General features: G+C 69.6%; 23 protein-coding genes. 6 read left to right on the top strand and 17 right to left on the bottom strand.

All coding sequences use genetic code 11. The features are described 5' to 3' along the window. Positions 1 to 131 precede the first annotated feature (131 nt). The 3 genes from ACFYVR_RS02660 to ACFYVR_RS02670 all read right to left on the bottom strand — a co-directional run bounded on the left by ACFYVR_RS02660 (position 132) and on the right by ACFYVR_RS02670 (position 3713). Complete coding sequence (locus ACFYVR_RS02660) at positions 132 to 1310, bottom strand: acetyl-CoA C-acyltransferase (RefSeq protein ID WP_387469308.1); 1179 nt, start codon at positions 1308 to 1310, stop codon at positions 132 to 134. 86 nt (positions 1311 to 1396) lie between these two features. Beyond that, positions 1397 to 2626: an acyl-CoA dehydrogenase family protein gene (locus ACFYVR_RS02665; protein ID WP_387469310.1), complete on the bottom strand. Its 1230-nt coding sequence runs from the start codon at positions 2624 to 2626 to the stop codon at positions 1397 to 1399. Positions 2627 to 2651: 25 nt separating this feature from the next. Continuing rightward, the gene (locus ACFYVR_RS02670; RefSeq protein WP_387469312.1) at positions 2652 to 3713 is read right to left on the bottom strand and encodes a phosphotransferase family protein; all 1062 of its coding nucleotides are present in this window, start codon (positions 3711 to 3713) and stop codon (positions 2652 to 2654) included. A 236-nt stretch (positions 3714 to 3949) separates the two neighbouring features. Between ACFYVR_RS02670 and ACFYVR_RS02675 the strand changes: the two genes are divergently transcribed. Then, complete coding sequence (locus tag ACFYVR_RS02675) at positions 3950 to 5275, top strand: MFS transporter (protein WP_387469314.1); 1326 nt, start codon at positions 3950 to 3952, stop codon at positions 5273 to 5275. Positions 5276 to 5291: 16 nt separating this feature from the next. Here ACFYVR_RS02675 and ACFYVR_RS02680 read toward each other — a convergent pair whose 3' ends face one another. Together ACFYVR_RS02680 and ACFYVR_RS02685 are read right to left on the bottom strand one after the other, a co-directional pair. Then, positions 5292 to 5879: a TetR/AcrR family transcriptional regulator gene (locus ACFYVR_RS02680; protein ID WP_387469316.1), complete on the bottom strand. Its 588-nt coding sequence runs from the start codon at positions 5877 to 5879 to the stop codon at positions 5292 to 5294. Further along, positions 5876 to 6817: a LysR substrate-binding domain-containing protein gene (locus tag ACFYVR_RS02685; RefSeq protein ID WP_387469318.1), complete on the bottom strand. Its 942-nt coding sequence runs from the start codon at positions 6815 to 6817 to the stop codon at positions 5876 to 5878. Before ACFYVR_RS02685 ends, ACFYVR_RS02680 begins: the two co-directional genes overlap by 4 nt. Positions 6818 to 6903: 86 nt before the next feature. Here ACFYVR_RS02685 and ACFYVR_RS02690 point away from each other — a divergent pair, with 86 nt between their 5' ends. Further along, positions 6904 to 7578, top strand: coding sequence for a PhzF family phenazine biosynthesis protein (locus ACFYVR_RS02690; RefSeq protein ID WP_387469320.1), 675 nt, complete (start codon positions 6904 to 6906; stop codon positions 7576 to 7578). Positions 7579 to 7627: 49 nt separating this feature from the next. Here ACFYVR_RS02690 and ACFYVR_RS02695 read toward each other — a convergent pair whose 3' ends face one another. Together ACFYVR_RS02695 and ACFYVR_RS02700 are read right to left on the bottom strand one after the other, a co-directional pair. Beyond that, a complete protein-coding gene (locus ACFYVR_RS02695; RefSeq protein ID WP_387469322.1) occupies positions 7628 to 8194 on the bottom strand; it encodes a transglycosylase family protein in 567 nt (188 codons plus the stop codon). A 386-nt stretch (positions 8195 to 8580) separates the two neighbouring features. Next, positions 8581 to 9267 (bottom strand): hypothetical protein, encoded by a 687-nt coding sequence (locus ACFYVR_RS02700; RefSeq protein ID WP_387469324.1) that lies wholly within the window; start codon positions 9265 to 9267, stop codon positions 8581 to 8583. Positions 9268 to 9284: 17 nt separating this feature from the next. On the opposite strand from ACFYVR_RS02700, the gene ACFYVR_RS02705 reads away from it, so the two are divergent. Continuing rightward, positions 9285 to 9524, top strand: a complete 240-nt coding sequence (locus tag ACFYVR_RS02705) for a hypothetical protein (RefSeq protein ID WP_387469326.1) — start codon at positions 9285 to 9287, stop codon at positions 9522 to 9524. Positions 9525 to 9529: 5 nt separating this feature from the next. On the opposite strand, the gene ACFYVR_RS02710 is transcribed toward ACFYVR_RS02705, so the two are convergent. Then, entirely contained in the window at positions 9530 to 10723 is a 1194-nt protein-coding gene (locus ACFYVR_RS02710) for an aspartate aminotransferase family protein (RefSeq protein ID WP_387470302.1), read from the bottom strand. A gap of 29 nt (positions 10724 to 10752) precedes the next feature. Then, the gene (locus ACFYVR_RS02715) at positions 10753 to 11445 is read right to left on the bottom strand and encodes a Pr6Pr family membrane protein (protein ID WP_387469328.1); all 693 of its coding nucleotides are present in this window, start codon (positions 11443 to 11445) and stop codon (positions 10753 to 10755) included. A 108-nt stretch (positions 11446 to 11553) separates the two neighbouring features. On the opposite strand from ACFYVR_RS02715, the gene hrpA reads away from it, so the two are divergent. Further along, positions 11554 to 15462: an ATP-dependent RNA helicase HrpA gene (gene hrpA, locus ACFYVR_RS02720; RefSeq protein WP_387469330.1), complete on the top strand. Its 3909-nt coding sequence runs from the start codon at positions 11554 to 11556 to the stop codon at positions 15460 to 15462. Positions 15463 to 15483: 21 nt separating this feature from the next. On the opposite strand, the gene nrdR is transcribed toward hrpA, so the two are convergent. Both nrdR and ACFYVR_RS02730 read right to left on the bottom strand, forming a co-directional pair. Next, positions 15484 to 15960, bottom strand: a complete 477-nt coding sequence (nrdR, locus tag ACFYVR_RS02725; protein ID WP_387469332.1) for a transcriptional regulator NrdR — start codon at positions 15958 to 15960, stop codon at positions 15484 to 15486. Positions 15961 to 16094: 134 nt separating this feature from the next. Further along, entirely contained in the window at positions 16095 to 16568 is a 474-nt protein-coding gene (locus ACFYVR_RS02730) for a LysM peptidoglycan-binding domain-containing protein (protein WP_387469334.1), read from the bottom strand. Positions 16569 to 16835: 267 nt separating this feature from the next. Between ACFYVR_RS02730 and lexA the strand changes: the two genes are divergently transcribed. Then, positions 16836 to 17564, top strand: a complete 729-nt coding sequence (lexA, locus tag ACFYVR_RS02735; RefSeq protein ID WP_387469336.1) for a transcriptional repressor LexA — start codon at positions 16836 to 16838, stop codon at positions 17562 to 17564. Positions 17565 to 17641: 77 nt separating this feature from the next. On the opposite strand, the gene ACFYVR_RS02740 is transcribed toward lexA, so the two are convergent. From ACFYVR_RS02740 to ACFYVR_RS02760, 5 genes are all read right to left on the bottom strand, one after another. Continuing rightward, positions 17642 to 18784 carry an acyl-CoA dehydrogenase family protein gene (locus tag ACFYVR_RS02740; protein ID WP_387469338.1) on the bottom strand — a complete coding sequence of 381 codons (1143 nt, stop codon included), beginning with the start codon at positions 18782 to 18784 and terminating at the stop codon, positions 17642 to 17644. A 93-nt stretch (positions 18785 to 18877) separates the two neighbouring features. Next, positions 18878 to 20467 (bottom strand): flavin-containing monooxygenase, encoded by a 1590-nt coding sequence (locus tag ACFYVR_RS02745; protein ID WP_387469340.1) that lies wholly within the window; start codon positions 20465 to 20467, stop codon positions 18878 to 18880. A gap of 3 nt (positions 20468 to 20470) precedes the next feature. Next, positions 20471 to 21436, bottom strand: a complete 966-nt coding sequence (locus tag ACFYVR_RS02750; RefSeq protein ID WP_387469342.1) for an alpha/beta hydrolase — start codon at positions 21434 to 21436, stop codon at positions 20471 to 20473. An 87-nt stretch (positions 21437 to 21523) separates the two neighbouring features. Then, positions 21524 to 22933: an aldehyde dehydrogenase family protein gene (locus ACFYVR_RS02755; RefSeq protein WP_387469344.1), complete on the bottom strand. Its 1410-nt coding sequence runs from the start codon at positions 22931 to 22933 to the stop codon at positions 21524 to 21526. A gap of 41 nt (positions 22934 to 22974) precedes the next feature. After that, positions 22975 to 24102, bottom strand: coding sequence for an NDMA-dependent alcohol dehydrogenase (locus ACFYVR_RS02760; RefSeq protein ID WP_387469346.1), 1128 nt, complete (start codon positions 24100 to 24102; stop codon positions 22975 to 22977). A 187-nt stretch (positions 24103 to 24289) separates the two neighbouring features. Here ACFYVR_RS02760 and ACFYVR_RS02765 point away from each other — a divergent pair, with 187 nt between their 5' ends. Continuing rightward, entirely contained in the window at positions 24290 to 25366 is a 1077-nt protein-coding gene (locus ACFYVR_RS02765) for an AraC family transcriptional regulator ligand-binding domain-containing protein (RefSeq protein ID WP_387469348.1), read from the top strand. A 3-nt stretch (positions 25367 to 25369) separates the two neighbouring features. Here the strand turns inward: ACFYVR_RS02765 and ACFYVR_RS02770 are convergent, their stop codons facing one another. Then, complete coding sequence (locus ACFYVR_RS02770) at positions 25370 to 26656, bottom strand: uracil-xanthine permease family protein (protein ID WP_387469351.1); 1287 nt, start codon at positions 26654 to 26656, stop codon at positions 25370 to 25372. Positions 26657 to 26741: the final 85 nt, after the last annotated feature.

Raw genomic sequence — 26741 nt, forward strand, 5'->3', positions numbered from 1 at the left:
GTGTCTCCGACCCCCCCGCGCGCCCCCGCCCCCCCCGCTCTGTTTTTAAAACTACTGCGGGGCGCGGGGGGGGGGGGGGGGGGGGGGGGGGCCGGCCCCCCCCCCCCCCCCCCCACCACTGGCGGAGCCACCTACACGGACAGGATCATGGCGATGCCCTGGCCACCGCCGCCGCACAGTGCGGCCGCGCCCGTGCCGCCGCCGGCTGCCTTCAGCGAATGCGCCAGGGACAGGGCGATTCTCGCGCCCGACATGCCGACCGGGTGTCCGACTGCGATCGCGCCGCCGTGGATGTTGACCTTGTCGGCGTCGACACCGAGCTGACGGATCGACGCCAGCGCGACACCCGCGAACGCCTCGTTGATCTCGAGCAGGTCGAGGTCGGTGACGGTGGTCTCCCCGTCCCGCTTCAGGGCCGCCTCGATCGCGTTGGCGGGCTGGTGCAGCAGCGAGGTGTCCGGTCCGGCGACCAGCGCGTGCGCACGGATCTCGGCGAGCCAGGAGAGGCCACGGGCCTCCGCGACGTCCTTGCGCATCACGACGACGGCGGCGGCGCCGTCGGAGAGCTGCGAGGACGCACCGGCGGTGATGGTGCCGTCCTTCGCGAACGCCGGACGCAGCTTGCCGAGCGATTCGACGGTGGTCTCGGCGCGGATGCCCTCGTCGGCGGCGACGGTGACGGTGCCCTTGCGGGAGCTGATCTCCACCGGTGCGATCTCCGCGGCGAAGGCGCCGGACTCCGTCGCCTCGGCGGCGAGCCGGTGCGAGCGGGCCGCGAACTCGTCCTGCTCGGCGCGGGTGATGTTCTCCGACGCCTGGTAGCGCTCGGTGGAAGCACCCATCGAGATGCCGTCGAACGCACAGGTCAGCGCGTCACGGTCGAGGGCGTCCTCGAATCCGGTGGAGCCGTACTTGAGGCCCTGCCGGGCACCGCGGACGAGGTACGGGGCGTTGGTCATCGACTCCATACCGCCGGCGACGACGACATCCGCGGCGCCGGTCGCGATCAGGCGGTCGGCCTGCATGATCGCCTCGAGCCCGGACAGGCACAGGTTGTTCACGGTGGTGGCGGGCACGGTCATCGGCAGACCGGCCGCGACCGCCGCCTGGCGGGCCGGGTTCGGGCCGACGCCGGCCTGGACCACGGTGCCCATGACGACCGCGTCGACGCCGTCGGTTCCGACACCGGCACGTTCGATGGCGGCGGCGATGGCACGCCCGCCGAGGTCCGCCGCCGTCAGCGACGCCAACGCGCCCGACAGCTTGCCGATCGGGGTCCTCGCCCCCGCCACGATGACACTGGTGCTCACGACTGGTTCTCCTTCGTCCGGGTTCGTCGACTCCCCGGATCCTCCCATCCCCGCTCGCGGCACCAGCGTCCAGGACCAGCTGGGCTCTACCCCCGCACCTCGCGCAGGACCGGGGCGGCGGCGAACTCGGCGCGGGCGAGGGACCTGCGGTGCACCTGGTCGGGGCCGTCGGCGATCTGCAGGAACCTCGCCTGCGAGTACAGCATCGCCAGCGGCGTGTCCTCGGACAGGCCGGCGCCGCCGAAGATCTGGATGGCGTCGTCGACGATCTTCTTGACGGTCAGCGGGACGAGGACCTTCGCGGCGGCGATGTCGTGCCGGGCCGCCTTCGCACCCTCGACGTCCATCCGCCACGCGGCACGCAGCACCGTCAGCCGGGCGGCGTCGACGGCGATGCGGGCGTCCGCGACGGTTGCCTGCACGACACCCTCGTCGGCGAGCGGCCTGCCGAACGCGACGCGGGTGCGGGCGCGCTCCGTCATCAGCGCGATGGCCCGTTCGGCCATCCCGATCAGCCGCATGCAGTGGTGGATGCGGCCCGGCCCGAGCCGGGCCTGCGCGACCGCGAAACCACGACCCCGCGGGCCCAGCAGGTTCACCTTCGGCACCCGCACGCGGTCGTAGACGATCTCGCCGTGACCGCCCTCGTGCCGGTCGTCGAAGCCGAGCACCCGCGTGGAGCGCACGACCGTCAGGCCGGGGGTGTCCATGGGTACCAGCACGATCGAGTGCCGCGACCCGACGGGGGCGTCCGGGTCGGTGACACCCATGACCATCGCGACGCGGTTGTCGTCCCGCAACGCCGCGGTCGACCACCACTTGCGTCCGGTGAGCACCCACTCGTCACCGTCGTCGGCGATCTCCAACCGGATGTTGCTCGCATCCGAGCTCGCGACGTCGGGTTCGGTCATCGAGAAACACGACCGGATCTCGCCCTCCAGCAGGGGTTCGAGCCACCGCTGCTTCTGCTCCTCGGTGCCGTACAGGTGCAGCAACTCCATGTTGCCGGTGTCCGGCGGGTTGCAGTTCACCGCTTCGGGGGCGATGGTCGGGCTCCATCCCGTCAGCTCCGCGAGCGGGGCGTACTCGAGGTTCGTCAACCCCGCACCCTCGCGGGCGGGCAGGAAGAGGTTCCACAGTCCCTGCCGCTTCGCGGACGCCTTGAGATCGGCCATGATCGGTGGGGCGCCCCACCAGTCGGGTTTGCCCGTCAACTGCTCGGCCGCGACCTGCTCCGCGGGCAGCACCCGCTCCTGCATGAACGCGGTCAGGCGGGCCTGCAGCTCCACGACCTTCGGGCTGTACTCGAAATCCATTGTGGCAACTCCTGTTCGGGACGTATCAGCGACGCAGTTCGGGGACCGACGACGCGGCGGCGAGGTCGAGTGCGCGGGTGAGCAGAGGCCCGGCCATGTCGGCGACGCCGTCGAATCCGTCACCGACGGTGTCGCCGTTGGCATGGCGACGGGCGATGCCCTCGAGGATCACGGCGAGTTTGAGGTCGGCGAAGACGACGTACCAGTCGACGTCGGGCAGGTCGATACCGCGGGCGCTCGCGTAGCGGTCGAGCAGCTCGGCCCGGGACGGGAAGCCGTCGAGGGTGGCCAGACCCCGCGTGATCGGGTTCGGCTCCTCGCCGGGGACGTCCCAGAACCCGAGCATGATCCCGACGTCGGCGAGGGTGTCGCCGAGGGTGGCCATCTCCCAGTCCAGCACCGAGATGATGCGACCGCGATCGGACGGGGAGACCAGGACGTTGTCGAGCTTGACGTCACCGTGCACGATCCCGGGAAACCGGGTGTCCGGCAATGCGCGTCGCAGCTTGTCGAGCAGCACCGCCACCTCCGGCCGGTCCACGGTCCGCGAGGCCTCCCACTGCTGACCCCACCGGCGCAGCTGACGCTCCAGATAGCCGTCGGACCGCCCGAATCCCGCCAGTCCCACCGCGTCCGGGTCGATGCCGTGCAGTGCCGCCAGAGTGTCGGCGAAGTCGAACCCCAGACGGCGCCGCTCGTCGGATGTCAGTTCCCCCGCCTGCTCCACGGTGCCGACCGGCACCCCGTCGACCAGCTCCATCAGGTAGAAGCAGGCGCCGAGCACCGCGGTGTCCTCACACAGGTGCACCGCCCGCGGCACCGGCACCGCCGTCGACCCGAGCGCGTCGATCACCGTGTACTCCCGCACCATGTCGTGCGCGCTGGGGAGCACGTGCCCGTACGGGGGACGCCGCAGCACCCACGCCCGTTCCCCGTCGGAGAGCCGGTACGTCGGATTGGACCGCCCACCGCCGATCAACGACGCGGTCAACTCCCCCGCGACGCCACCGGGGAGCGCGCTCCGCAGATAGCCGGCGAGCGCGCCGAGGTCCAGGTCAGTGGCGGTACCCGCCGCGGTCGCGGTCATCGCGCGCGCTCCTTCCAATCGGGAGTGCCGAACGATCGTTCGGCACAACTGATGGTTACCAATCGCCCCCACGCCTGTCAACCACAGCTATCGGACACGGATATTTTGCAGGTCAATACCCCGGTATCGCATCCCTCCGGCGAGTGACGCTTGACAGACCAGCCGATCGTTCGTTCACTATTCACCGAAGATAAAAGGTGATCCACGTCTCATATCGATCGAAAGGATCGAGACCCATGACGGACCAGGTGAACGTCGTCACCACCACCACCACGACCGCGTCGGCATCCGGGTACGACCGAGCCCGCGCCCGGCGTGCCGCCGTCGCCGGCGGCGTCGGAACGCTGATCGAGTACTACGACTTCTCGCTCTACGGCTACCTCGCCGTGGTGATGGCACCACTGTTCTTCCCGGCCAGCACACCGGGCGTCGCGCTGTTGTCCGCCCTCGCGGTGTTCGGCACGGCCTACCTGATGCGCCCTCTCGGCGGAATCGTCTTCGGCCACATCGGCGATCGCTACAGCCGCAAGACCGCCCTGCTCGCCACCCTCGGCTGCATGGGCGTCGGCAGCGTCGCGATGGGCCTGCTCCCCACCCACACGCAGGCAGGAATCTGGGCGACGGTTCTGCTGGTCCTCGTGCGTCTGGTCCAGGGATTCTCCGCCGGCGGCGAGGTCGGCGGGTCCGCGACCTTCATCTCCGAGTCCGCACCCGCCCGCCTGAAGGCCACCTACGGTGCCTTCACCCCGCTCGGGTCGACCATGGGCTTCGCGCTCGCCGCCGCCGTCGCAGGCACGATGTCCGCGCTGACCACCGACGAGCAGATGACGAGCTGGGGCTGGCGGGTCCCGTTCCTGCTGGCGCTGCCTCTGACGCTGCTGTGTCTGTGGGCGCGGACCAGGATCGACGACCCCAGCGAGGGCGGCGCCGAGCGGACGTCCGGCGAGTCGAGTCCCGTCGCCGCGGTGTTCCGGCGCAGCCCCCTGGCGATGACCCAGGCGGTGGGAATCTCACTGGCCTGCAACGGAACTGCCTACATCGGTCTGACGTACATGAGCATCCACCTGATGAAGAGCCTCGGCTACGAACGCACCCCCGTGTACTGGATCGCCACCGGTGTCATCGGACTCGTCGCGCTCGCGATGCCCCTCGGCGGACTGATCGCGGACCGGATCGGACGCATTCGCTTCACCCTGATCAGCTTCGCCGGATTCGCAGTCGTGACCTATCCCGCGATGGCGGTGATGGACGTGAACCTGTGGGTCGCGGCCGTCGCCTACCTGCTCATCATGGTGAACACCATCGGCGCCCAGGTCGGGTCGTACACCCTGCTGCCCCTGCTCTTCGACCGGGAGGTGCGGTTCACCGGTGTCGCCATGGGCTGGAACCTCGGCGTCGTCATCGCCGGCGGCACCGCACCGTTCATCGCGGTGTGGCTGGTCGAGCGTACCGGCAACGTCCAGTCGCCCGCCCTGTTCGTCATCGCCGTCGCGATCGTCGGCCTGCTGTCCGTGGCCGGGGTCGCGCGGCGGTCCAGGGTCGCCTCGGGCGCGCAGCACTGACCGGACGCGGCGACGCTCAGGCCACGGGCTCGAGCATCGCCAGCGCGAGCTCCGCGTAGCGGTCGGCGAGCTGGTCGGGTGTCAGCTCGCCGTCCGGGCGCCACCACGTGCACACCGCCTGCCCCATGTGGATGATGGCGCGGGCCGCGTCCTGCGGGAACGCCGTGCCGAAGACACCTTCCTCCGCGCCGCGGGCGACCACGTCCCGGAACACCGATTCCTGCTCGTCACGCAACGCGACGACCAGGCGCCTGCCCTCGTAGTCGAGACTGCGCATCTCGGTCGCGCCGACCAGCGCGGCCGCCTGCTCGGTGGCGTGGAACAGCACCCAGGCCCGCACCACTGCCCGCACCTGGTCGGCCGGCAACCCCCCGGACCGCAGCAGCGCGCCCCGTGTCCGCGCGATCGCGGCATGCAGGGTCGTGGTCATGATGTCCTGCAGGATCTCCTGCTTGGACTTGAAATGGTGGTAGATGGAGGCGACGGTGATGTCGGCGCCCGCAGCGATGTCCCGCATCGACGTCCCGTGATAGCCGCGCTCACGCATGTTGCGCAGTGCGGAGTCGAGGATCACCTGCCGTCCGCCGATCACCTTGTCGCTCACCGCGTCACCGTACCGTCGCTCCGCGCGGCGGCAGGCGCAACCGAGGCGATCAGTTCCGCGAGCCGCCGGTATCCCTCGGCTCGACCACTGGACGCCCGGAACACCAGCCCGATCGCGCGCCCCGGCGCCGGGGCGGCGAACCGCGCGGTGGCCAGATCCCCTCGCGAGGTCTCCACCCCGACCGCCGACTCCGGCACCAGCGTCACCCCGAGACCACCGGCCACACACTGCACGACGGTGGTCAGCGACGTCGCGCGGGTGTCGCCGCCGATCGGGTGCGCGTCCGCGGACCGGCACAGGTCCAGGGTCTGATCACGCAGGCAGTGTCCCTCGTCGAGCAGCAGCAGTGGCAGATCGTCGAGAACGTCGAGTCCGAGGTCCGTGCGTCCGGCGAGTGCGTGGTCGCGAGGCACGACCATCACGAAATCCTCTCTGTACAGAGGCAGTTCGATCATTCCGGACGCCTCGGACGGCAACGCGAGGACCGCGACGTCGAGTGCGCCGCCGCGCAGTGCCTCGAGCAGGCGCGCCGTCTGGTCCTCGACCACCTGGGGGCTGACGGTCGGCAGTTCGTCGCGCAGTGCGGGCAGCAACCCCGGCAGCACGTACGGCGCCACGGTCGGGATGAGGCCGATGCGCAGCGGCCCCGACAGCGCGTGCCCCACTCCCGCCGCGGTGGCGACGAAGCCGTCCGCGGCCTCGAGGATCAGCTTGGCCTGTGTCAGCAGGGTCGAGCCCTCGGACGTCACGAGCACCTTCCGGGTGCTTCGCTCGATCAGCTGGACCCCGAGCCCGTTCTCCAGCGCGGCGAGGCCCTGCGAGAGCGTGGGTTGACTCACCCCGAGCCGCGCTGCCGCGGTGCCGAAGTGGCGGTACTCGGCGACCGCGACGAACGCCCGCAACTGGGCGAGGGTGGGCTGATATCCCTGATCGGACATAGCTATCAGTGTAGACGCATCTATTGCCGGACCCTCTTGACCTCGTCGTCCTCATCCGGCGTCGTGTTCGGCGGTATCGTTTGACGATGAGCATTCAGGTAGATGTCGTCCGGGTGTTCACCGACCCGGATGGACGTCACGGAAATCCACTCGGCATCGTCGACGCGGCGCAGGCACCAGCACCCGACCGGCAACGGATCGCCGCCGCACTGGGGTTCAGCGAGACGATCTTCGTCGACCTGCCCACCGCGACCGCCACATCGGCAACCGCTCAGATCTTCACCCCCGCAGCGGAACTGCCGTTCGCGGGCCACCCGACGGTCGGCCTGGCGTGGTGGCTCCGCGAACGCGGCCTCGGCGTCGACACCCTCGAGGTGGCGGCCGGCCCCGTCGCCACCCGCACCGCCGACGGCGTCACCTGGGTACGCGCACAGCCGGACTGGGCACCGGAGTTCACCCTGCACTGCCAGCCGGACAGCACCGCCGTCCACGCCGTGTCGGCGACCTCGTTCACCGACGGCCACCACTACGTGTGGGCCTGGGCCGGCGAGGGTGCGATCAGCTCGCGAATGTTCGCTCCCGCCTTGGGAGTTCCCGAGGACGAGGCAACCGGCGCTGCCGCCATCCGAATCACCGACCATCTGCGTCGGGACCTGCACATCACCCAGGGGCGCGGGTCGAGGCTGCTCACCCGCTACTCACCCGACGGCTGGATCGAGGTCGGAGGAAGGGTGGAACGCGACCGCCCGGTGACCGTGTGAGACGGCCACCGGGCGGACGAGGTCGCAGACGCGACACCGATCGCAGCGGTCAGAACGAGAGCGCCTGACCGGGGAAGATGAGATCGATGTTCTGGACCTGACCGGCGAGCACCGACAGGTCGACGCCATGATCCCTGGCGATCCGGGAGAGGGTGTCCCCGGCCTGGACGACGTAGGTCGACGCGCCGAGCGTGCGCACGGGTGCGGAGTCCGCAACCTGCTGGACCGGATTCACGGCGGGAGCCGGCGCGGGCGCGGGTGCCGGGGCGGCCTCGGAGACACCGGCGGTCAGGTACTGACCGCACACCGGCCATGCACCGATGCCCTGGCCGGCGAGGACGTTCTCGGCGACCCGGATCTGCTCGGCCTTGCTGGCGTTGTGCGCGGAGCCGGAGCCACCGTATGCCTGCCAGGTGCTCTGCGAGAACTGCAGACCGCCGTAGTAGCCGTTGCCGGTGTTGATCGCCCAGTTGCCGCCGCTCTCGCACTGCGCGACGCCGTCCCAGTTGTGAGTGGCCGCATTCGCGGTGCCGGTGCTCAGGGCCACCGGGACGGCGGCGAGGGCGGCAGTGGCGAGGGCGGCGCCGAGGGCGCGCTTGGGGGTGAAGCTGGTCATACGGGTGAATCCTCTCCTTGCCGCCGGTGGCCGGGCTCGCGCCGCGCTCGACTGCGCGGGGAGCGGCGTGTCCGCCTCACTCCTGTCCCGGGGAATGGTGGGCGTCCGGCTCGCGGGACAGGATCGAGCGGTAGCGGGCCGGCGGTGCCCGGTGGTTTCGGGCTGAGAACGACCGTAGGCGATCGTCACGAGTTGGTCACGACCGGCGTTTCTCGCCGCGACGCAACACAATTGCTGATATAGAACTGCGTCCTCGCAGGGCACAGGCCGGTTTCACACGACAACCAACCGGACGGTTCTTCGCCGAATTGTGAAAACCGTCACAGATGTTTGGTGATCCAGGTCACCGATCGCTGTAAGAATCACAGGTAGGTAACGCCGCCGGGTCAGCTTTTCGGTGCCCGACCCGCCGCCAGATCGGCGTCGTCGAGGATCACCGCGATCTCGGCACCGAGTCGCACGCCGTCCGCCAGCGGCAGCCGGTCGCCGCTCCAGAACTTGCCGGGGTCGTACCAGTTGGTCTTGCGGCGACCGGTCAGCAGGCCCATCGCGTCGTACGTCTGCGCGACCACCTCCGCGCAGTACGCACTCTCGAGTCCCGCCGTCTTCTCCTCGCGCCGCCGACGCATGCCGGGCAACCGTCCCCCGAACCACCGAGACGCGAGCGTGACGGTCGACGGGAACGGTGCGCCGTTGAGCCGAGCGATCGACCGCAGCAGTTCGTCCTCCTGATCGCGGGTCACGGGCGTCTCGAGCTGTCGCAGCCAGCCACGCTGCCCGTACCGCGCACCCCACACCTGCACCGCAGAACGCAGATCGTGCAGCTGCACGCCCCGCTGGAACCGGCCCGTCCACATGTCCTGCAGCGAGTGTCCGAGTTCGGCGTGCCACATCAGCGGGGGCAGGTCGTCGAGGACCACCGACATTCCGACATGGTTGACGGGGCTGTTGGTCAGTGTCTGGATCGCACGGTCGGCACCGGAGTGCCCGCGGAAGATCCAGATGTCCCCGGTGCGGGTCGCGTCCACCGCCACGTCGAGGGTGACCTGCGATTCGTGCATGCGCCGACTCATGCCCCTACGTTAGAGCGATGCGACTCGAACCCAGGCACCTGTGGAAGCTCGTCGGACTCGCGGGTGTCGTCGGTGTCGCCGCGACCGGCGCGCTGACCGTCCGCGCCGAACGCAAACGGCGGGCCTACACCCCGGACGAGGTGCGTTCCCAGCTGCACGCCCGGTACGCGCAGGCCACCGCCGACGCCGAACAGCGTCCCAGGGTCGAGCTCGAGCCGGTCCGCCGGTCACTGCGTCAGCGGCTGCTCAGGCGCTGACGCGCTCAACCGAGCGCGGCGCGGACGCCGGCGGCCATCTCGGCGACCTGCTCGTCCGTCATCACGAAGGGCGGTGAGAACTGCATCGCCCCGACGCCGGCAGCCCGGCCGCAGATTCCGTGCTCACGCATCGTCTTCACGAACGGCAACGCCTCGGCGGGATCTGCGAGCTGCACGGCCGCGACGGCACCGAGCCCGCTGCGCACCTCCTGAACGCGGGGATGCTCGGCGAGCGGCGACAGGTGTTCGTGCAGTGACCGTTCCAGTCGCGCGGACTCCGCGAGGAGGTTCTCCCGCTCGATGATCGCCAGGTTCGCCAGCGCGGCGGCAGCGGCACCGGCATGACCGCCGTAGGTGTAGCCGTGCCGCCACCACACCCCGCCCGCGAAGAACGGTTCGGCGACCCGCGGCGCGATGAACACCGCACCCATCGGGACGTAGCCCGAGGTCAGGCCCTTCGCGGTGGTGACCATGTCGGGCTCGAGGTCGAATCGGGAGGAGGCGAACCAGGATCCGCCGATCCGGCCGAACCCGGTGACGACCTCGTCGACGACGAAGAGGATGTCGTGCTCCCGGCAGATCTCCCGCACCTCCGCGAGATAGCCGTCCGGGGGCAGGTAGACACCGCCCGCGCCGATGATCGGCTCGCAGAAGAACGCGGCGACGGTCTCGGCGCTCTCCCGCTCGATCAGTTCGAGCAGACTCTTGGCGTCGTCCCAGGCGACCGTCCGCGAGTCGGGCATCAGTTCGCCGTAGCCCTCCCGGTTGGGTGGAATGCCGGCGAGGGCGGTGCCGGCGACGTGCATGCCGTGGTAGGCCTTCTGCCTGCCGACGACGATGCGTTTGCCCGGCTTGCCGACCTCGGTCCAGTACCGTCTCGCCAGCTTCGCGGCGGTGTCGACGGAATCCGAACCGCCCGACGTGAAGAAGATCTTGCTGCCCGCAACGGGAGCGATCTCCGCCAGCTTGTCGGCGAGGCCCACCGTCGTCTCCGGGACGAAGTCGCCGAAGTTGGAGAAGTGCGCGACGGTGGACAGCTGCCTGGCGACGGCGTCCGCGATCTCGGTCCGACCGTGCCCGACGTTGGCGAACCACAGCCCCGCCGTCGCGTCCAGGTAGCGGGTGCCCTGCGCGTCCCAGATGTACGCGCCCTCACCACGACTGACCACGAAGGCCCCGTCCCGGCGCACCGCGCCCATGTCCGCGAAACCGTGCCAGAGCGAACCGCTCACAGCTCGACCTTCCTCTCGACACCGACTGATCGTGTGTCCTGCGCGTTCTCACCGTAACGCCACCGACGGGCCGCGCGCCCGGCGGCGTTCACCGCCAATGCCATCAGCACGAACGCCAGCAGCAGCACCACCAGGCCGATCGCCATCTGCAGACAACCCTGCGAGCGCGGGTCGATGAACGGGTACGGATAGAAATCGACGAACGGACCCCGGATCAGGGTGTAGGCACCGTAGACGAGGGGGAACCACAGCCAGCTCACCGACTGCCGGTCACCGATCCGCATCCGGGGTGGGCTGATCAGCCAGTCCAGCAGGATCACCAGCGGCAGGTACCGGTGCAGGGTGTCGTTGATCCACTCGTCGGTGAGTTGCACATCGACATCCGCCAGCAGGACCGCGTAGATGATCCCGGTGATCACCATGTAGAGGGTCGTGGCGCCGCGAAAGAGCTGCCATCGCTGCGACTGCGGGTCGACGACGGCACCGACCAGCAGCACGGTCGCGGCGAGCACGTTGCTCAGAATGGTGAAGTAACTGAAGTAGTTCGCCACCGAGAACGACTCGACACCGATGTTGCGCACCGGGATCCACGCCAGCGCGACGATGCCGAGAACGGCGAACGCGAACCGCAGGATCCGGACGGCGACGGGAGTGTGGGCCGAGTTCGCGGTTTCCGGCAGGTCAGTCACCGGCCGATCGTCGCACGGCACGCGCCCGGCACGGCGGATTCGCCCGTCGGACGCCACCGCGCAGCCGACGACGCTCGCACGCCCTGTGCCCGCTAGTCTGGTCGCAGCATGTCCACCACGCCTTCCGCCGCGCCGTCGGGTCCGAACCGACGCGAGCTCACCCGGCTCCTGCCCGACCTGACCCTGCGCGACGAGCACCGCCTGCGCCGCAAACTCGACCGGGCCCGCTCCCCCGAGGCTCTCGCTGCGCTCGAGCGCGAGATCACCACGGCCCGGGCTCGGATCGCCACCCGCAGGGCCGCCGTCCCGGCCACCACGTATCCCGAGGCCCTGCCGGTCAGCGCCCGACGCGACGACATCGCCGCCGCCATCGAGGCCCACCAGGTGGTGATCGTGGCCGGCGAGACCGGATCGGGCAAGACCACGCAGATCCCCAAGATCTGCCTCGACCTCGGTCGCGGCATCCGCGGACTGATCGGGCACACCCAGCCACGCCGGCTCGCCGCCCGCACCGTAGCGGAGCGGATCGCGGAGGAACTTGGCACCGATCTCGGAGACACCGTCGGCTACACGGTCCGGTTCACCGACCAGGTGTCCGACGGCACCCTGGTCAAGCTGATGACCGACGGCATCCTGCTCGCCGAGATCCAGCGCGACCGGCTGCTGCGCCGCTACGACACACTCATCATCGACGAGGCCCACGAGCGCAGCCTCAACATCGACTTCATCCTCGGCTACCTCAAGCAGCTGCTGCCCCGGCGGCCCGACCTCAAGGTGATCATCACCTCCGCGACGATCGACCCGGAACGGTTCGCCGAGCACTTCGCCGTGGACGGCGTGCCCGCCCCGATCGTCGAGGTCTCCGGCCGCACCTTCCCGGTCGAGATGCGGTACCGGCCGCTGACCGTGCACGTCGGCGAACAGACGATCGACCGCGACCCCGTGGACGCGGTCGGCGAGGCCGTCGAGGAGCTGATGGCCGAGGGCGACGGCGACATCCTGGTGTTCCTGTCCGGTGAGCGGGAGATCCGCGACACCGCGGACGCGTTGCGGGAACGCAGGATCCGCGGCCTCGACATCCTGCCGCTGTACGCCCGGCTGTCCGCAGCGGAGCAGCACCGCGTCTTCGAGAAGCACAGCGGCCGCCGAGTGGTGCTGTCCACCAACGTCGCCGAGACGTCGCTGACCGTGCCGGGCATCCGGTACGTCGTGGACCCCGGTACCGCTCGCATCTCCCGGTACTCGGTGCGCACCAAGGTGCAGCGGCTGCCGATCGAGGAGATCTCGCAGGCATCGGCGCGGCAGCGCGCGGGACGCTGCGGCCGCGTCGCGGACGGCATCTGCATCCGCCTCTACTCGGAGGAGGACTTCGAGTCCCGCCCCGAGTTCACCGAGCCCGAGATCCTGCGCACCAACCTGGCGTCGGTGGTCCTGCAGATGACCGCCCTCGGACTCGGCGACATCGCCGCGTTCCCGTTCGTGGAGAAACCCGACCCGCGGGCGGTGCGCGACGGCGTCGCGCTGCTCGAGGAACTCGGTGCGCTGGTCCCGGCGCGCAAGGACGCGCCCGCGGAACTGACCCCGGTCGGACGCGAACTCGCCCAGATCCCCGTCGACCCCCGGATGGCGCGGATGCTCGCGCAGGCCAACCACACCGGGTGCCTGCGGGAGATGCTCGTCATCGTCTCCGCGCTGTCCATCCAGGACGTGCGCGAGCGTCCCGCCGAGCATCAGCAGGCCGCGGACGAGAAGCATGCGCGGTTCACCGTTCCCGGCTCCGATTTCCTGGCCTACCAGAAGCTGTGGGAGTACCTGCGCGCACAGCGGAGGGAACTGTCGGGTGGCCAGTTCCGCAAGATGTGCAAGGCCGAGTTCCTGCACTGGCTGCGGATCCGGGAGTGGCAGGACCTGCACGGGCAGCTGTCCCAGATCACCCGCTCCCTCGGCTGGTCGGTCGCCGACACGGACGCCTCCCCCGACTCCGTCCACCAGGCCCTCCTCGCGGGACTGCTCTCCCACATCGGACTGCGGGAGGGCGAGAAGAAGGACTTCCTCGGCGCCCGCGGCGCACGGTTCGCGATCTTCCCCGGCTCGTCGCTGTTCAAGAAGCCCCCGCGCTGGGTGATGGCCGCCGAACTCGTCGAGACCACCCGCCTGTGGGGCCGGATGGCCGCGGGCATCGAACCGGAGTGGGCCGAGAAGCTCGCACCGCACCTGGTCAAGCGGACCTACTCGGAGCCGCACTGGTCCTCGAAGCGGGCCTGCGCGATGGCGTACGAGCGAGTCACGCTGTACGGGATCCCGCTGGTCGCCAAGCGGGCCGTCACCTACTCGGCGATCGACCCCGAGGCCTCGCGGGAGCTGTTCATCCGGCACGCACTCGTCGAGGGCGAGTGGCAGACCCAGCACCGGTTCTTCCACGCCAACCGCGCGCTCCTCGACGACGTCGAGGAGATGGAGACCCGGGCCCGGCGGCGCGACATCCTCGTCGACGACGAGGCACTCTTCGAGTTCTACGACCAGCGTGTCGGCGCGGAAGCGGTCTCGGCGCGGCACTTCGACACCTGGTGGAAGAAGGCACGGCGGGAGAACCCGGATCTGCTGACGTTCACCGCGGCGAACGTCGTCAATCCCGAGGCGACCACCGTCCTCGGCGGCGACTACCCGAACACCTGGCGCCAGGGCGACATCTCGTTCCCCCTGACGTACCAGTTCGAACCGGGTACCGAGGACGACGGTGTGACCGCACGCATCCCGGTCGCCCTGCTGGCACAGGTCCGCAACGTCGGGTTCGAGTGGCTGGTTCCGGGCATGCGCGAGGAACTCGTCACGGCCCTGATCAAGACCCTCCCGAAGGCGTTGCGCCGCACGGTCGTTCCCGCCCCCGACTACGCCCGGGCGGCGTTGTCGGTGGTCAAGCCGCGCACCGAGCCGTTGACCGTGGGGGTCGCGCGGGAGCTGACCCGGATGGCGGGCACCCCGATCACGCCGGCGGACTTCGACCTCACGTCGGTCCCCGACCATCTGCGGATGACGTTCGCGGCCGTCGACCCGGCCGGCAAGGTCCTCGGCCGCAGCAAGAGTCTCGACGACCTGCGGTCCGGTCAGTCCCGACGCGTGGCCGCGGCGGTGTCGAAGGCCACCGCGACCACAGAACGGCCGGCCGCGTCCGTGTGGACGTCGGAGACGCTCGGCACGGTGCCGGACACCGTCACCCGGAACCTCGGCGGCCAGAAGGTCGTCGGCTATCCCGCGCTGGTCCCGGAGGACGGCGGGGTCGCCGTTCGGGTACTGGCGACTGCGGCGGAGCAACGCCGGGCGATGCTCGCGGGTACGCGAGCGCTGCTGCTCGAGGCGATCGCGACCCCGACGAAGTCGGCGATCGGTGGTCTCGGCACCCGGGACCGGTTGGCGCTGAGCCAGAATCCGCACGGTAGCGTCGACGCGCTCGTCGAGGACTGCCGCACCTGCGCCGTCGACGCGCTGATCGAACGGCACGGCGGACCGCCGCGCACCCCCGAGGGTTTCACCGCCCTGCAGGGCGCGGTCCGCACGGAGCTGGCCCGCGAGGTCGCCGTGCTGGTGCGGCTGGCCGTTCCGGTCCTGGCCCGTTTCCAGCACCTCCGGGTGCTGCTCGACGGCGCCCGCGGTGATGCCGTCGACGACGTGCGCGAGCAATTGGACGCACTGGTGTACGCCGGTTTCGTGTCCGAGACCGGCGCCACACGTCTTCGCGAGTTGCCGCGATACCTCGACGCGGCGATCGCTCGGCTCGAGGCGCTGCCCGGCTCCGCGGTCCGCGACCGGCAGAGCCTCGCGGTGCTGGACGGCGTCTTCGACGAGTACGGCACGCTGTTGGCGCGCCTGGACCCGCGACGGCACCACGACTCGGACGTCGATGCGATCCGCTGGATGATCGAGGAACTGCGGGTCGGGTTGTTCGCGCAGGCGCTGGGTACGCCGTACCCGGTGTCGGACAAGCGGATCCGCAAGGCGATCGCCGCGATCACGAAGTAGCGTCGCGACTCGGCGCGCCGGTCAGGTGGTCGGGGTCGGCGCGGAGGCCTCGTTGCGGTGCGCCCGCAGGTCCTTGATCTCCCGTTCGAAATCCTCCGCCGAGGAGAAGGATCGGTACACCGACGCGAACCGCAGGTACGCGACCTCGTCGAGATCACGCAGGGGGCCCAGGATGGCCAAGCCGATCTCGTTACTGGGAATCTCGGCGGAACCGTTGGCGCGCACGGTTTCCTCGACCTTCTGGGCCAGCAGGTACAGCGCGTCGTCGGCGACGTCACGCCCCTGGCATGCCCGCCGCACCCCGCGAACGACCTTCTCGCGACTGAACGGCTCGGTCACCCCACTGCGCTTGACCACGGACAACACGGCGGTCTCGACCGTGGTGAACCGCCGGCCACATTCCGGGCAGGAGCGACGACGCCGGATGGCCTGCCCCTCGTCCGCCTCCCGCGAGTCGACGACGCGCGAATCGGGATGCCGGCAGAACGGGCAATGCATGGCGAGTCCTTCGTCTGAACCGTGGCGGCGATCGTGGGCCCCGGCCGAGCCGGGTCCGCGCGATCCACTCGAGGTGGTGGAACCAACAATGTTCGAGGATACCGCCGCGGGTTCGGTCGCCGTGATCTTGCCCATCAGCCCACCGTGGACACCGGCACGATCAGGGACTGCCCCGGATGCAGACCCGAGCCGGACAGCGCGTTCAACTCGACGATTCGCGCCACCACTCGGGACGCGGGCGCATCCGGGACGACGCGGCCCGCGATGTCGGTGAGCGATTCACCCTCACGCACCTGGACGACGTCGGTCCGGGCCGGCACCGTGCCACCCGACCGCAACTGGGCGATGCCGAACAGCCCGGCCACGACCAGCGCCGTCGCGATCATGCCGACCACCACCGTCGACCAGCCGACGTCCTCGACCCCGCGCTCGTGCGGCGCCCGTGAGACCCGAATGCGTGCCGTTTCGTACGACAGTGGCCGACCGCCGGGCCGCGTCGGGTCCACTTGCCGGCGCGCACCGCCGACGCGGGTCGCCGTGCGCTTCCGGTCGCCACCGGCCGCACCGTCGCCACCCGCCACGCCACTGATATCCATCGCAACGCTCATCAGAACCTCCGCCTGTTCGCCTGGTGGTCAGGAGTCACACACGCCGTTCGATCACCCGTTCGAAAGAACGCATGTTCGATTTTCTACCACGCCGCACCGACAAAGTCTCGCCTCGCGTCGAACAGATGTTTGATCAGCGGGAGTTTTCGGACTAGATTCGACACGAGAAGCCACACTGCGCTCAGGCGCCACTCCAGACCCGCCTGACGCACCCACCAGCAGGCCGCACGTGACCCGGCACGCCGCACGAGAACCCAGGAGGGCTCGATGAAGGACGACAGCTCCAGCGAAGGGTCGGCGGCCGCCCCCGGCCGGACCGACCTCACGGCGGGGCTCACCGACCGGCAGCGCCGCGTCCTCGAGGTGATCCGGGCGTCGGTCAGCGAACGCGGCTATCCGCCCAGCATCCGCGAGATCGGTGATGCGGTCGGGCTGACGTCGACGTCATCGGTGGCCCACCAGCTACGGACGCTCGAGCGCAAGGGCTTCCTGCGCCGCGACGCCAACCGCCCCCGCGCCGTGGACGTGCGCGGGCTCGACGAGCCGGTGCCCGCCACCGATCTGCCCGCGGGCATCGAACAGACCACTGCGACAGGCGATTCCGCCGAAGCCGGCGGCCCCAGGGCCGCGCTGGTGCCGGTCCTCGGCCGAATCGCGGCCGGCGGTCCGATTCTCGCGGAGGAAGCGGTCGAGGACGTGTTCCCGCTGCCGCGCGAACTGGTCGGGCAGGGTTCGCTGTTCCTGCTCAAGGTGGTCGGCGAGTCGATGATCGAGGCCGCGATCTGCGACGGCGACTGGGTGGTCGTCCGTCAGCAGTCCGTCGCCGACAACGGCGACATCGTCGCCGCGATGATCGACGGCGAAGCGACGGTCAAGACGTTCAAGCGTACGAAGGGCGAGGTGTGGCTGATGCCGCACAACCCGCTGTTCGAGCCGATCCCCGGCAACGACGCGCAGATCCTCGGCAAGGTCGTCACGGTGATGCGCAAGATCTGACCGGCAGCCGACACGACACGGCCGGCCCCGGGAGAAACTCTCCCGGCGCCGGCCGTGTCGCCGCCCCTGCGCGCCGATCAGAGATTCAGGCTGCGCCCGATGATCTCCTTCATGATCTCGCTGGTGCCGCCGTAGATCTTCTGCACCCGAGAATCCAGGTATGCCTTCGCGATCGGGTATTCCCGCATGTAGCCGTAGCCGCCGTGCAACTGGAGACAGCGGTCGATCAGCTCGACCTGCCGGTCCGTGGTCCAGTACTTGGCCATCGCGGCCTCCTGGACGGTGAGCTTGCCGGCGTTGAGCAGTTCGATCGACTTGTCGACGAACACGCGGGCGATCTGGGTCTGGGTCGCGAGGTCGGCGAGTTCGAAACGGGTGTTCTGGAAGCTGCCGATCGACTTGCCGAACGCCTTGCGGTCGCGGACGTACCGGATCGTCATCTCCAGCGCCGACTCCATCGCGGCCGCAGCGACCACCGCGATCGAGAGTCGTTCCTGCGGCAGGTTCTTCATCAGGTACAGGAAGCCCATCCCCTCCTCGCCGAGGAGGTTCGCGGCGGGCACCCGGACGTCGGTGAAGCTCAGCTCGGCGGTGTCCTGCGCCTTGAGTCCGATCTTGTCGAGGTTGCGTCCCCGCTCGAAGCCCTCCATGCCGCGTTCGACGACGAGCAGCGAGAAGCCCTGCGCGCCCTTGTCGGGGTCCGTCTGCGCGACGACGATGACGAGGTCGGCGTTGATGCCGTTGGTGATGAACGTCTTGGAGCCGTTGAGGATCCAGTGGTCGCCGTCGCGGACGGCACGGGTCTTGATGCCCTGCAGGTCGGATCCGGTGCCGGGTTCCGTCATCGCGATCGCGGTGATGAGCTCGCCGGAACAGAAGCCGGGCAGCCACCGCTGCTTCTGCTCCTCGTCGGCCAGCTCGACCAGGTACGGCGCCACGACGTCGTTGTGCAGCATGAAACCGATCCCGCTGAACCCGCGGCGGGTGGTCTCCTCGGTGACGATCGCGTTGTAGCGGAAGTCCTCGACGCCTCCCCCGCCGTACTCCTCCGGCACCGCCATACCGAGGAAGCCCTGTTCACCGGCGTTGCGCCAGACCTCGCGGTCGACGATGTTCTGCTCTTCCCACTTGTCGTGGTTCGGAGCCACCTCCTGGTCGAGGAACTTGCGGTAGGACTCACGGAAGAGTTCGTGCTCGGGCTCGAAGAGAGTGCGTTCCATTGCCCCAGGCTAGGTCGCGGGCCGACGCCGGTCGATGACCCGACCGAGCGGAAACCGTGACCGACGGCGAGTCGGTCACGGTCTCCCGCGCCCTCACACGAGTTCGAAGCCGTGGTACCCGGCGATCGCGATGCCGTCACCGATCTGCTTGTAGGCACCGACGCCGGCCGCGAAGGGCAGGAACACCCGCCGCTTGCCCGGCACGTTCGCTCCCATGTACCAGGACGCCGCCTTCGGGAACAGCGTGAGGTCGGCGATGTCGTTGGTGGTGTTGACCCAGTTCTCCTCCGCCTCGATCTCCGGTTCGATGCGGCTCATCCCGTGGTCGCGCATGTGCACGAGGACATCGCTGATCCACTCGACGTGGTACTCGATGGAGGTGAGCATGTTCGACAGCACCGACGGGCTCTGCGGCCCGGTCACCGTGAACAGGTTCGGGAACCCCGCGGACATCAGCCCCAGGTAGGTGCGGGGACCGTCGGCCCACTTGGCCCGGAGGGTCTGCCCGTCGTGCCGGATGTCGATCGCATCGAGAGCACCGGTCATCGCGTCGTAGCCGGTGGCCAGCACGATGACGTCGAATTCGTGTTCCGTCTCGCCCGCCACGATCCCCCGTTCGGTGATCCGCACGAGTGGTTCCTCGTTCAGGTCCACGAGCGTGACGTTGTCCTGGTTGTAGACCTCGAAGTAGCCGGTGTCCACGCACATCCGCTTCGCGGCGATCGGATAGGAGCGGGGCGTCAACTTCTCCGCGACGTCCGGATCCTTCACCTTCTCCCGGATGCGGGCGCGGACGTACTCCGCGGCGACCTCGTTGGCCTCGGGGTCCTGCAGCAGGTCGAAGAACGACTGCTGGTAGCACAGTCCCCCGTTCTCCCAGCGTCTCCCGAGTTCGGCCTGTGTGGCCTCGTCGTCGAGGTCGACGAAGAACGGTGGCAGGGCGGCGCCCTCGCCGCACTGGGCACCGCCCCGGGTCAGGCGACTGACCTCCCGGAACTCCGGGTACCGCTGCTTGACCGCGGTGAGCACGTCGGCGATGGGCTGGTTGTGCGCGGGCACCGCGTACGACGGAGTGCGCTGGAAGACCGTGAGCGCACCGACGACGGGCGCGACGGCCGTGATCGTCTGCAGCCCGGACGACCCGGTACCGACGACCGCGACCCGTTTGCCGGTCAGGTCGACACCGCCCTCCGGCCAGTCCCACGTCCAGTACACGTCGCCCGCGAAGTCGCCCTGGCCGTCGAACTGCGGCGTCAGGGGTACCGAGAGGCATCCGGTCGCGGCGATCACGAACCGGGCGGTGCGTGAACCGCGGTCGGTGGTGACGATCCACTCGTTCGTGTCGTCGTCGAACTCCAGTGCGGTGACCCGGGTTTCGAAGTCGATGTCCCGACGCAGCTGGTGCCGATCGGCGACGAACCGGATGTACTCGAGGATCTCGGGCTGGGAGGCGTAGCGCTCGGTCCAGTTCCAATCCTGTTGCAACTCCGGATCGAACGAGTAGGAGTACTCGATCGACTCGATGTCGCAGCGGGCGCCCGGGTAGCGGTTCCAGTACCAGGTACCACCGACCTCGGGTCCGGCTTCGACGACCCTCGCGTCGAATCCGAGCTCCCGCAGCTTGTAGAGCTGGTAGAGGCCCGCGAACCCGGCACCGATGACGATCACGTCGTGGTCGGCCATCGTTCACGCCTCCTTTCCGAGTGCGCCGGGCGCGGACCCGGCGAGGAACTTGCCGATGTGATCGGCGACGAGCTCGATGCCCGCCTGGTATCCGGGCAGGATGTTCGGCATCTGGAAGAAGATGTGCATCTGCCCGGCGGCCTCCTCGACGGCAACCGGGACGCCCGCGGCGGCGAGCGCCGTGGCGTACGCGACACCCTCGTCGTGCAGGGGATCGCACTCCGCGACGTACACCAGCGCAGGCGGCAGGCCGGTGAGATCGGGCTGCCTCAGCGGTGAGGCGTCGGGACTCTTCCTGGCCTCCTCGTCCGGCAGGTAGTGCCCCCAGAACCAGATCATGGTGTCGCGGCTCAGGAGCAGCTGGTTCTCGGGTGCGACGTAGGACGGGCGGTCGAAGTCGCAGTCGGTGACCGGATAGACCAGCACCTGGTAGTCGATCGTCGGACCCCGACGGTCCCGCGCCCACTGCGTCATCACCGCGGCGATGTTGCCGCCCGCACTGTCGCCGGCCACGATCAGCGGGACACCGGCCGGAGCGAACTCGGCCGAATGTTCGGCCGCCCAGCACAACCCGAGGTAGCTGTCCTCGATCGCGGCCGGATACGGGTGCTCGGGGGCCTTGCGGTAGTTGACCAGGACGACGGTGGACCGGGTGAGGTTGGCGAGGTGCCTGCCGACGTGGTCGTACTGCAGGTCGATGTCGCCGAGCACCCAGCCGCCGCCGTGGAAGTAGACGATCACCGCCTGCGGCTCCCCGTCCGGCACGAGCACCCGGACGCGGAATCTCCCGCCGTCCGCCGTCTCGAGCTTGCGGTTGTGCACCGCCGCGACGTCCGGTCCGCGGCCGCTCAGGCCCGCGAAGATCGGCCCCGACATCCGAGCCAGGGCCGGTGTTCCCTCGTGGATCGGGGGGTCACGTTGCTCGGCGAGCGCCGCCAGCAGCGCCTGCGACACCGGTTCGAGTGGCATCCGGTCACTCCCTTCCGTCGTGGCTTCGCCAGTGGTGCACTTACGGACGCCGGGACCTCCGAAAGTGCACCACTGCGCGAAGCGCACCTATCGCTGGATCGACTTGACCTCGAGGAATTCCTCGAGCCCGTACTCGCCGGCCTCGCGTCCGAGACCGGACTGCTTGTAGCCGCCGAACGGCGCGTTCGGGTTGAAGGCGCCCGCGTTGACCTGGACCTGCCCGGCCCGGATCTGCCGGGCGACCTTCTCGGCTCGGTCCGGGGAGCCCCAGACCGCACCCGCAAGCCCGTAGTCGGTGTCGTTGGCGATGGCGATCGCCTCCGCCTCGGAGTCGTACGCCACGATCGAGAGGACCGGCCCGAAGATCTCCTCGCGGTGAATCGTCATGTCCGGGGTGACATCCGAGAACACCGTCGGGCGCACGAACGCGCCGGGGGCGTCGGTGTCGACCTCGCCGCCGGTGACCACGCGGGCCCCCTCCTCGATCCCGGTGCGGATGAATCCGAGCACCCGCCTCTGCTGGGCCCGCGAGGACAGCGGCCCGACGGCCGTCCCGTCGTCGGTCGGATCGCCGACCGGCAGTGCGTCGGCGGTCGCCTTGGCGAGCGCTTCGACCTCGGCGACCCTGTCACGCGGAACGATCATGCGGGTCAGTGCGGTGCACGTCTGGCCGGAGTTCATCATCATCGCCTGGACCGACGCCGGGACGACCGCGGAGAGGTCCGCGTCGTCGAGGATGACGTTGGGGCTCTTGCCGCCGAGTTCGAGCGACACCTTCTTGACAGTCGCCGCCGCGACCTGCGACACCCGCTTGCCCGCCCGGGTCGATCCGGTGAAGCTGACGACGTCGACGTCGTGGTGCCCGGCGATCGCCTCGCCGACCTCCGCGCCGGTGCCGAAGACGATGTTGAACACACCCGGCGGCAGGCCGACCTCGTCGATGATCTCCGTCAGGGTGATCGCGTTCAGCGGTGTGACCTCGCTGGGTTTGACGACGACGGTGTTGCCCGCGGCGAGCCCGTAGGCCACCTTGAGTGCGATCTGGTGCAGCGGGTAGTTCCACGGCGTGATCGCCCCGAGCACGCCGAACGGCTCGCGCACGACCGTCGACCCCCGGTGCTCGCTCTCGAACTCGTACTCCCGCACGATGTTCGCGGCCTCGGCGAAGCTGTTGATCGGCAGCGGCGTCTGGACGGCGCGCGCGACGGAGATCGGGCAACCCATCTCCGAGGAGATGGTGCGGGCGAGCTCCTCGGAGCGTTCGACGAGCTTGCCCGCGATCGCGCTCAGGTAGTCGGCGCGCTGCGCCACCGGCGTCGCCGACCAGGCCGGGAACGCCGCGCGGGCGGCGGCGACCGCGGCGTCGACGTCGGCGGCGGTGCCTGCGACCACCTCGGCGATGACCTCGTCGGTGGCGGGGTTCGTGACGGGAATCCGCGTGCCACCGCTGGACGGGATCCACTTGCCGTCGATGTAGTTCTTGTCGTGGTTGCGCATCGATGCACTCTCCGGTTCGTTCGGGGTCGGGTGGTGTCTACTCAGCGGTCCTCGTCGGAGTAGACGACGACTCCGCGCAGGTTCTTGCCGTCGAACATGTCCTGGTAGCCCTGGTTGATCTCCTCGAGCCGGTAGCGGGTGGTGACCAACTCGTCGAGCTCGAGGTGGCCGGACCGGTAGAGGTCGAGGAGCTTGGGGATCTGCGTGCGGGGGCCGACACCGCCGAAGATCGCGCCCTGGACCCGCTTCTGCAGCAGGGTCAGTTCGAACAGGTTGAGGTCCACGGTCGCCTGGGCGAAGTTGCCCATGCCGGTGACGGTCACCTGGCCGCCCTTCGCGGTCAGGCTCAGTGCCTGCTGGATGTGCGCGCCCTCGATCTCGCCGACCGTGATGATCACGACCTGCGCCATCTTGCCCCAGGTCAGGTCGGGGAGTTCGGCAGCGGCTTCCGCGACGGACGCGTAGGTGTGGGTGGCACCGAATTCCAACGCCTTCTTGCGCTTGAAGTCCACCGGATCGATCGCGACCACGTAGCGGGCTCCGGCGAACTTCGCGCCCTGCACGGCGTTGATGCCGACGCCGCCGATGCCCATCACGACGACGGTGTCGCCGGGGCGGGTGTCGCCGATCTCCGTCGCCGACCCCCAGCCGGTGGAGACGCCACATCCGAGCAGAGCCGCGACCTCGAGCGGCACGTCCTTCTCGATCTTGACGACCGATGCCTGACTGACGGTGACGTAGGGGGCGAAGGTGCCGAGCAGGCACATCTGGATGACCGGCCGACCGTCGCGGGTGACGCGGAACGTCTTGTCCGCGATGGCCTGGCCGGTGAGCAGACCGGCACCCTCGTCGCACAGGTTCTGCAGGCCCGTCGCGCACGACGGGCACGTGCCGCACGCGGGGATGAAGGCGAGGACGACGTGGTCGCCTTCCTCGAGTCCGGTCACACCGGGGCCGACCTTCGTGATCACACCGGCTCCCTCGTGGCCGCCGAGAACCGGCATGAACGGCACCGGACTGCTGCCCGCCACCACGTGGGCGTCCGAGTGACACAGTCCCGACGCGGCGAGCCGCACCTGGACCTCACCGGCCACCGGGTCGCCGAGCTCGACTTCGGTGATCTTCCAGGGCGCTCCGACCTCTTCGACGACCGCAGCCTTGACCTTCATGCAACGCCTCCTCGTACTGTGTGGACAGGCACAATCCCCATCGATTGTGATTCACATCACGCAGCATCACCGTAGGGCGCGGCGCTCGGATCGACCAGGACCGGCGCGGCCACAACCCGACAGTTCCGGCCACACCGGTCCGCCGAACTCGTTGACGACATCACGGAGGTCGGCGAAACTGGCCGGTGTGACGACCAGCGCCGGTGTTCGCCCTGACCTCGCGGAATGCTCCCCGACGCCGGCCACGGAGGCGTCCAAGCGCGTGATCGCGGCGATCACCGACCCGTGGGATCACCCGCGCACCACGGTGTCCGTGGCGATCATGTGCGAGTGGGCGGCCCAGCACGGACTCTCCCCCGACGCGCTCCTGCGGGGCTCGCACATCGATCCCGCGTCCGTCGGCGACGCCGAAGCCCTGGTCGAGGCCCGCCAGGAGATGGCGGTGATCCGGAACCTGGTGTCCGCTGCGGGCGCCCGCCCGGGACTCGGAGTCGAACTGGGCAGGCTGTACCACCTGACGGCGTACGGCTACCTCGGGTACCTCCTCACCGCGTCCGCCACGGTCCGTGACACCGTCGAACGCGGTCTGCACTACGCGATGCTGACCTTCGCGTTCACGACGATGACGGCCCGCATCGACCCGGGCGACCGATACGTGCTCGCACTCCACGCCGACGACGTGCCCGAGGACATCCGGCGCTTCGTCGTCGAACGCGACCTCACCGCTGTGGTCCAGATCCAGCGCGAACTCTTCCCCGGTCCCGAGCAGGTCCCCCTGCTGGAGATTCGACTCGCCGGCAGCGACGACGACGACGTGTACCGCGACCATTTCGGGGTGCCGGTCGCGTTCGGCTGCACACGCAGCGAACTCGTCTACGACGCAAGCTATCTCGACCAGAAACCGCCGATGGCGAATGCGCACACGACCCAGCTCATGGTGGCGCAGTGCGAACGGATCCGCGTCGAACGGCTGCACCACACCGGCGTCGCCGCCCGGGTGCGCACCCACCTGCTCGACCAGTCGTCACTGGACCTCACCCTCGAGGAGGTCGCGGCGAGCCTGCACTACGCACCGCGGACCCTGCGCCGGCACCTCGAGCACGAGGGCACGACCTTCCGCGAACTCCTCGAGGAGGTACGCCGCAGCGTCGCCGAGAACCTGCTCCGGGAACGGGGGATCCCGCGGTCCGAGATCGCCCGGCGACTGGGCTACCAGGACTGGTCGAGCGTCGAGCGCGCACGCCGGCGGTGGCGCCGCAGGTGACGCTCAGCGCCGCCAGCGCGCCAGCCATCGCATCAGGGGGTAGCCGACGAGGATGCCGACCGAGCCCCACGCGATGCCCCCGAGTTCGACGGAGCCGACGGTCAGCGTCAGATCTCCGATGCCCGCGACAAGTGCCGCCGCGACGACCGTCAGGTTCACCGGGTCGGTGAAGTCGACCCTCGCCTCCGCCCAGATGCGGACACCCAGGATTCCGATCAGCCCGTAGAGCACGAGCGTCGCGCCGCCGATGACTCCGTCGGGCACGGTGAACACCAGTGCGCCGAACTTCGGCGAGAACGCCAGCACGATCGCGGTCGCGGCGGCGACCCAGTAGGCGGCGGTGGAGTACACCCGGGTCGCGGCCATCACGCCGATGTTCTCCGCATAGGTGGTGGTGCCCGAACCGCCGCCCGCACCGGCGAGGGTGGTTGCGAGGCCGTCCGCGAACAGCGCGTCGCCGGCGACCGCGTCGAGGTTGCGGCCGGTCATGGCGGACACGGCCTTGACGTGTCCGACGTTCTCGGCGATCAGCACGATGACGACGGGAAGCGCCAACGCGATGACCGACCACCGGAACTCGGGACCGCGCAGGTGCGGCAGGCCGACCCACGCCGCGTCCCGCAACGCGTCCACCCGCTCGTCGGAGAGTCCGCCGGTGAGCGCGGCGAACACCCAGCCGACCGCCACACCGACCAGGATCCCGAGCCTGCCGAGCAGACCCGGCCCGACGGCGGTGACCACGAGGACGGCGACGAGGGTGACGGTGGCGATGAGCGGCTGCGCCTCGAACGAGCCGACCGCGGCAGGAGCCAGGTTCAACCCGATGAGCATCACCACGGCGCCGGTGACGATCGGCGGCATCACCGCGTCGAGTACGCGGGCGCCGGCGAGTTTGACGATCAGTCCGACGAGCATCAGCACCACGCCCACGGTCAGCACCGCACCGAGCTGTGCGGCCGGCCCTTCCGCCGCGGACGCGGTGAGCGGGGCGATGAACGCGAAGGACGATCCCAGATAGCTGGGTACGCGTCCGCGGGTGATCAGCAGGAACAGCGCGGTGCCGATGCCGGAGAACAGCAGTGTGGTGGTGACGGGGAATCCGGTGATGGTCGGAACCAGCAGGGTGGCCCCGAACATCGCGATGACATGCTGCATCCCGATGCCGACGGTGCGCGGCCAGCTGAGACGTTCGTCGGGCGCGACCACCGCGCCGTCGGCGATCGCCCGACCGTCGCCGTGCAGGGTCCACGCGAGTCCGGCGGGCCACGCTGCGATCTCTCGCTTCGTCACGAACGAGAATCCTAGAGCGTTCCGCGACCCGGGGCGCGTCCGGCGATTCCGCGGGGAGCTCCGACGTCGGACCTGTCCGTCCGGC

Origin of the sequence: Rhodococcus sp. NPDC003318 (genome assembly GCF_042879035.1) — a bacterium.
GTDB lineage: Bacteria > Actinomycetota > Actinomycetes > Mycobacteriales > Mycobacteriaceae > Rhodococcus_G.

Excerpts from the sequence above, each read along its gene's own strand:
- ACFYVR_RS02665 (WP_387469310.1), bottom strand. The coding sequence starts at position 2,626 with ATGGATTTCGAGTACAGCCCGAAGGTCGTGGAGCTGCAGGCCCGCCTG.
- ACFYVR_RS02670 (WP_387469312.1), bottom strand. The coding sequence starts at position 3,713 with ATGACCGCGACCGCGGCGGGTACCGCCACTGACCTGGACCTCGGCGCG.
- ACFYVR_RS02675 (WP_387469314.1), top strand. The coding sequence starts at position 3,950 with ATGACGGACCAGGTGAACGTCGTCACCACCACCACCACGACCGCGTCG.
- ACFYVR_RS02685 (WP_387469318.1), bottom strand. The coding sequence starts at position 6,817 with ATGTCCGATCAGGGATATCAGCCCACCCTCGCCCAGTTGCGGGCGTTC.
- ACFYVR_RS02690 (WP_387469320.1), top strand. The coding sequence starts at position 6,904 with ATGAGCATTCAGGTAGATGTCGTCCGGGTGTTCACCGACCCGGATGGA.
- ACFYVR_RS02695 (WP_387469322.1), bottom strand. The coding sequence starts at position 8,194 with ATGACCAGCTTCACCCCCAAGCGCGCCCTCGGCGCCGCCCTCGCCACT.
- ACFYVR_RS02700 (WP_387469324.1), bottom strand. The coding sequence starts at position 9,267 with ATGAGTCGGCGCATGCACGAATCGCAGGTCACCCTCGACGTGGCGGTG.
- ACFYVR_RS02705 (WP_387469326.1), top strand. The coding sequence starts at position 9,285 with ATGCGACTCGAACCCAGGCACCTGTGGAAGCTCGTCGGACTCGCGGGT.
- ACFYVR_RS02710 (WP_387470302.1), bottom strand. The coding sequence starts at position 10,723 with ATGGGCGCGGTGCGCCGGGACGGGGCCTTCGTGGTCAGTCGTGGTGAG.
- hrpA (WP_387469330.1), top strand. The coding sequence starts at position 11,554 with ATGTCCACCACGCCTTCCGCCGCGCCGTCGGGTCCGAACCGACGCGAG.
- nrdR (WP_387469332.1), bottom strand. The coding sequence starts at position 15,960 with ATGCATTGCCCGTTCTGCCGGCATCCCGATTCGCGCGTCGTCGACTCG.
- ACFYVR_RS02730 (WP_387469334.1), bottom strand. The coding sequence starts at position 16,568 with ATGAGCGTTGCGATGGATATCAGTGGCGTGGCGGGTGGCGACGGTGCG.
- lexA (WP_387469336.1), top strand. The coding sequence starts at position 16,836 with ATGAAGGACGACAGCTCCAGCGAAGGGTCGGCGGCCGCCCCCGGCCGG.
- ACFYVR_RS02740 (WP_387469338.1), bottom strand. The coding sequence starts at position 18,784 with ATGGAACGCACTCTCTTCGAGCCCGAGCACGAACTCTTCCGTGAGTCC.
- ACFYVR_RS02745 (WP_387469340.1), bottom strand. The coding sequence starts at position 20,467 with ATGGCCGACCACGACGTGATCGTCATCGGTGCCGGGTTCGCGGGCCTC.
- ACFYVR_RS02750 (WP_387469342.1), bottom strand. The coding sequence starts at position 21,436 with ATGCCACTCGAACCGGTGTCGCAGGCGCTGCTGGCGGCGCTCGCCGAG.
- ACFYVR_RS02755 (WP_387469344.1), bottom strand. The coding sequence starts at position 22,933 with ATGCGCAACCACGACAAGAACTACATCGACGGCAAGTGGATCCCGTCC.
- ACFYVR_RS02760 (WP_387469346.1), bottom strand. The coding sequence starts at position 24,102 with ATGAAGGTCAAGGCTGCGGTCGTCGAAGAGGTCGGAGCGCCCTGGAAG.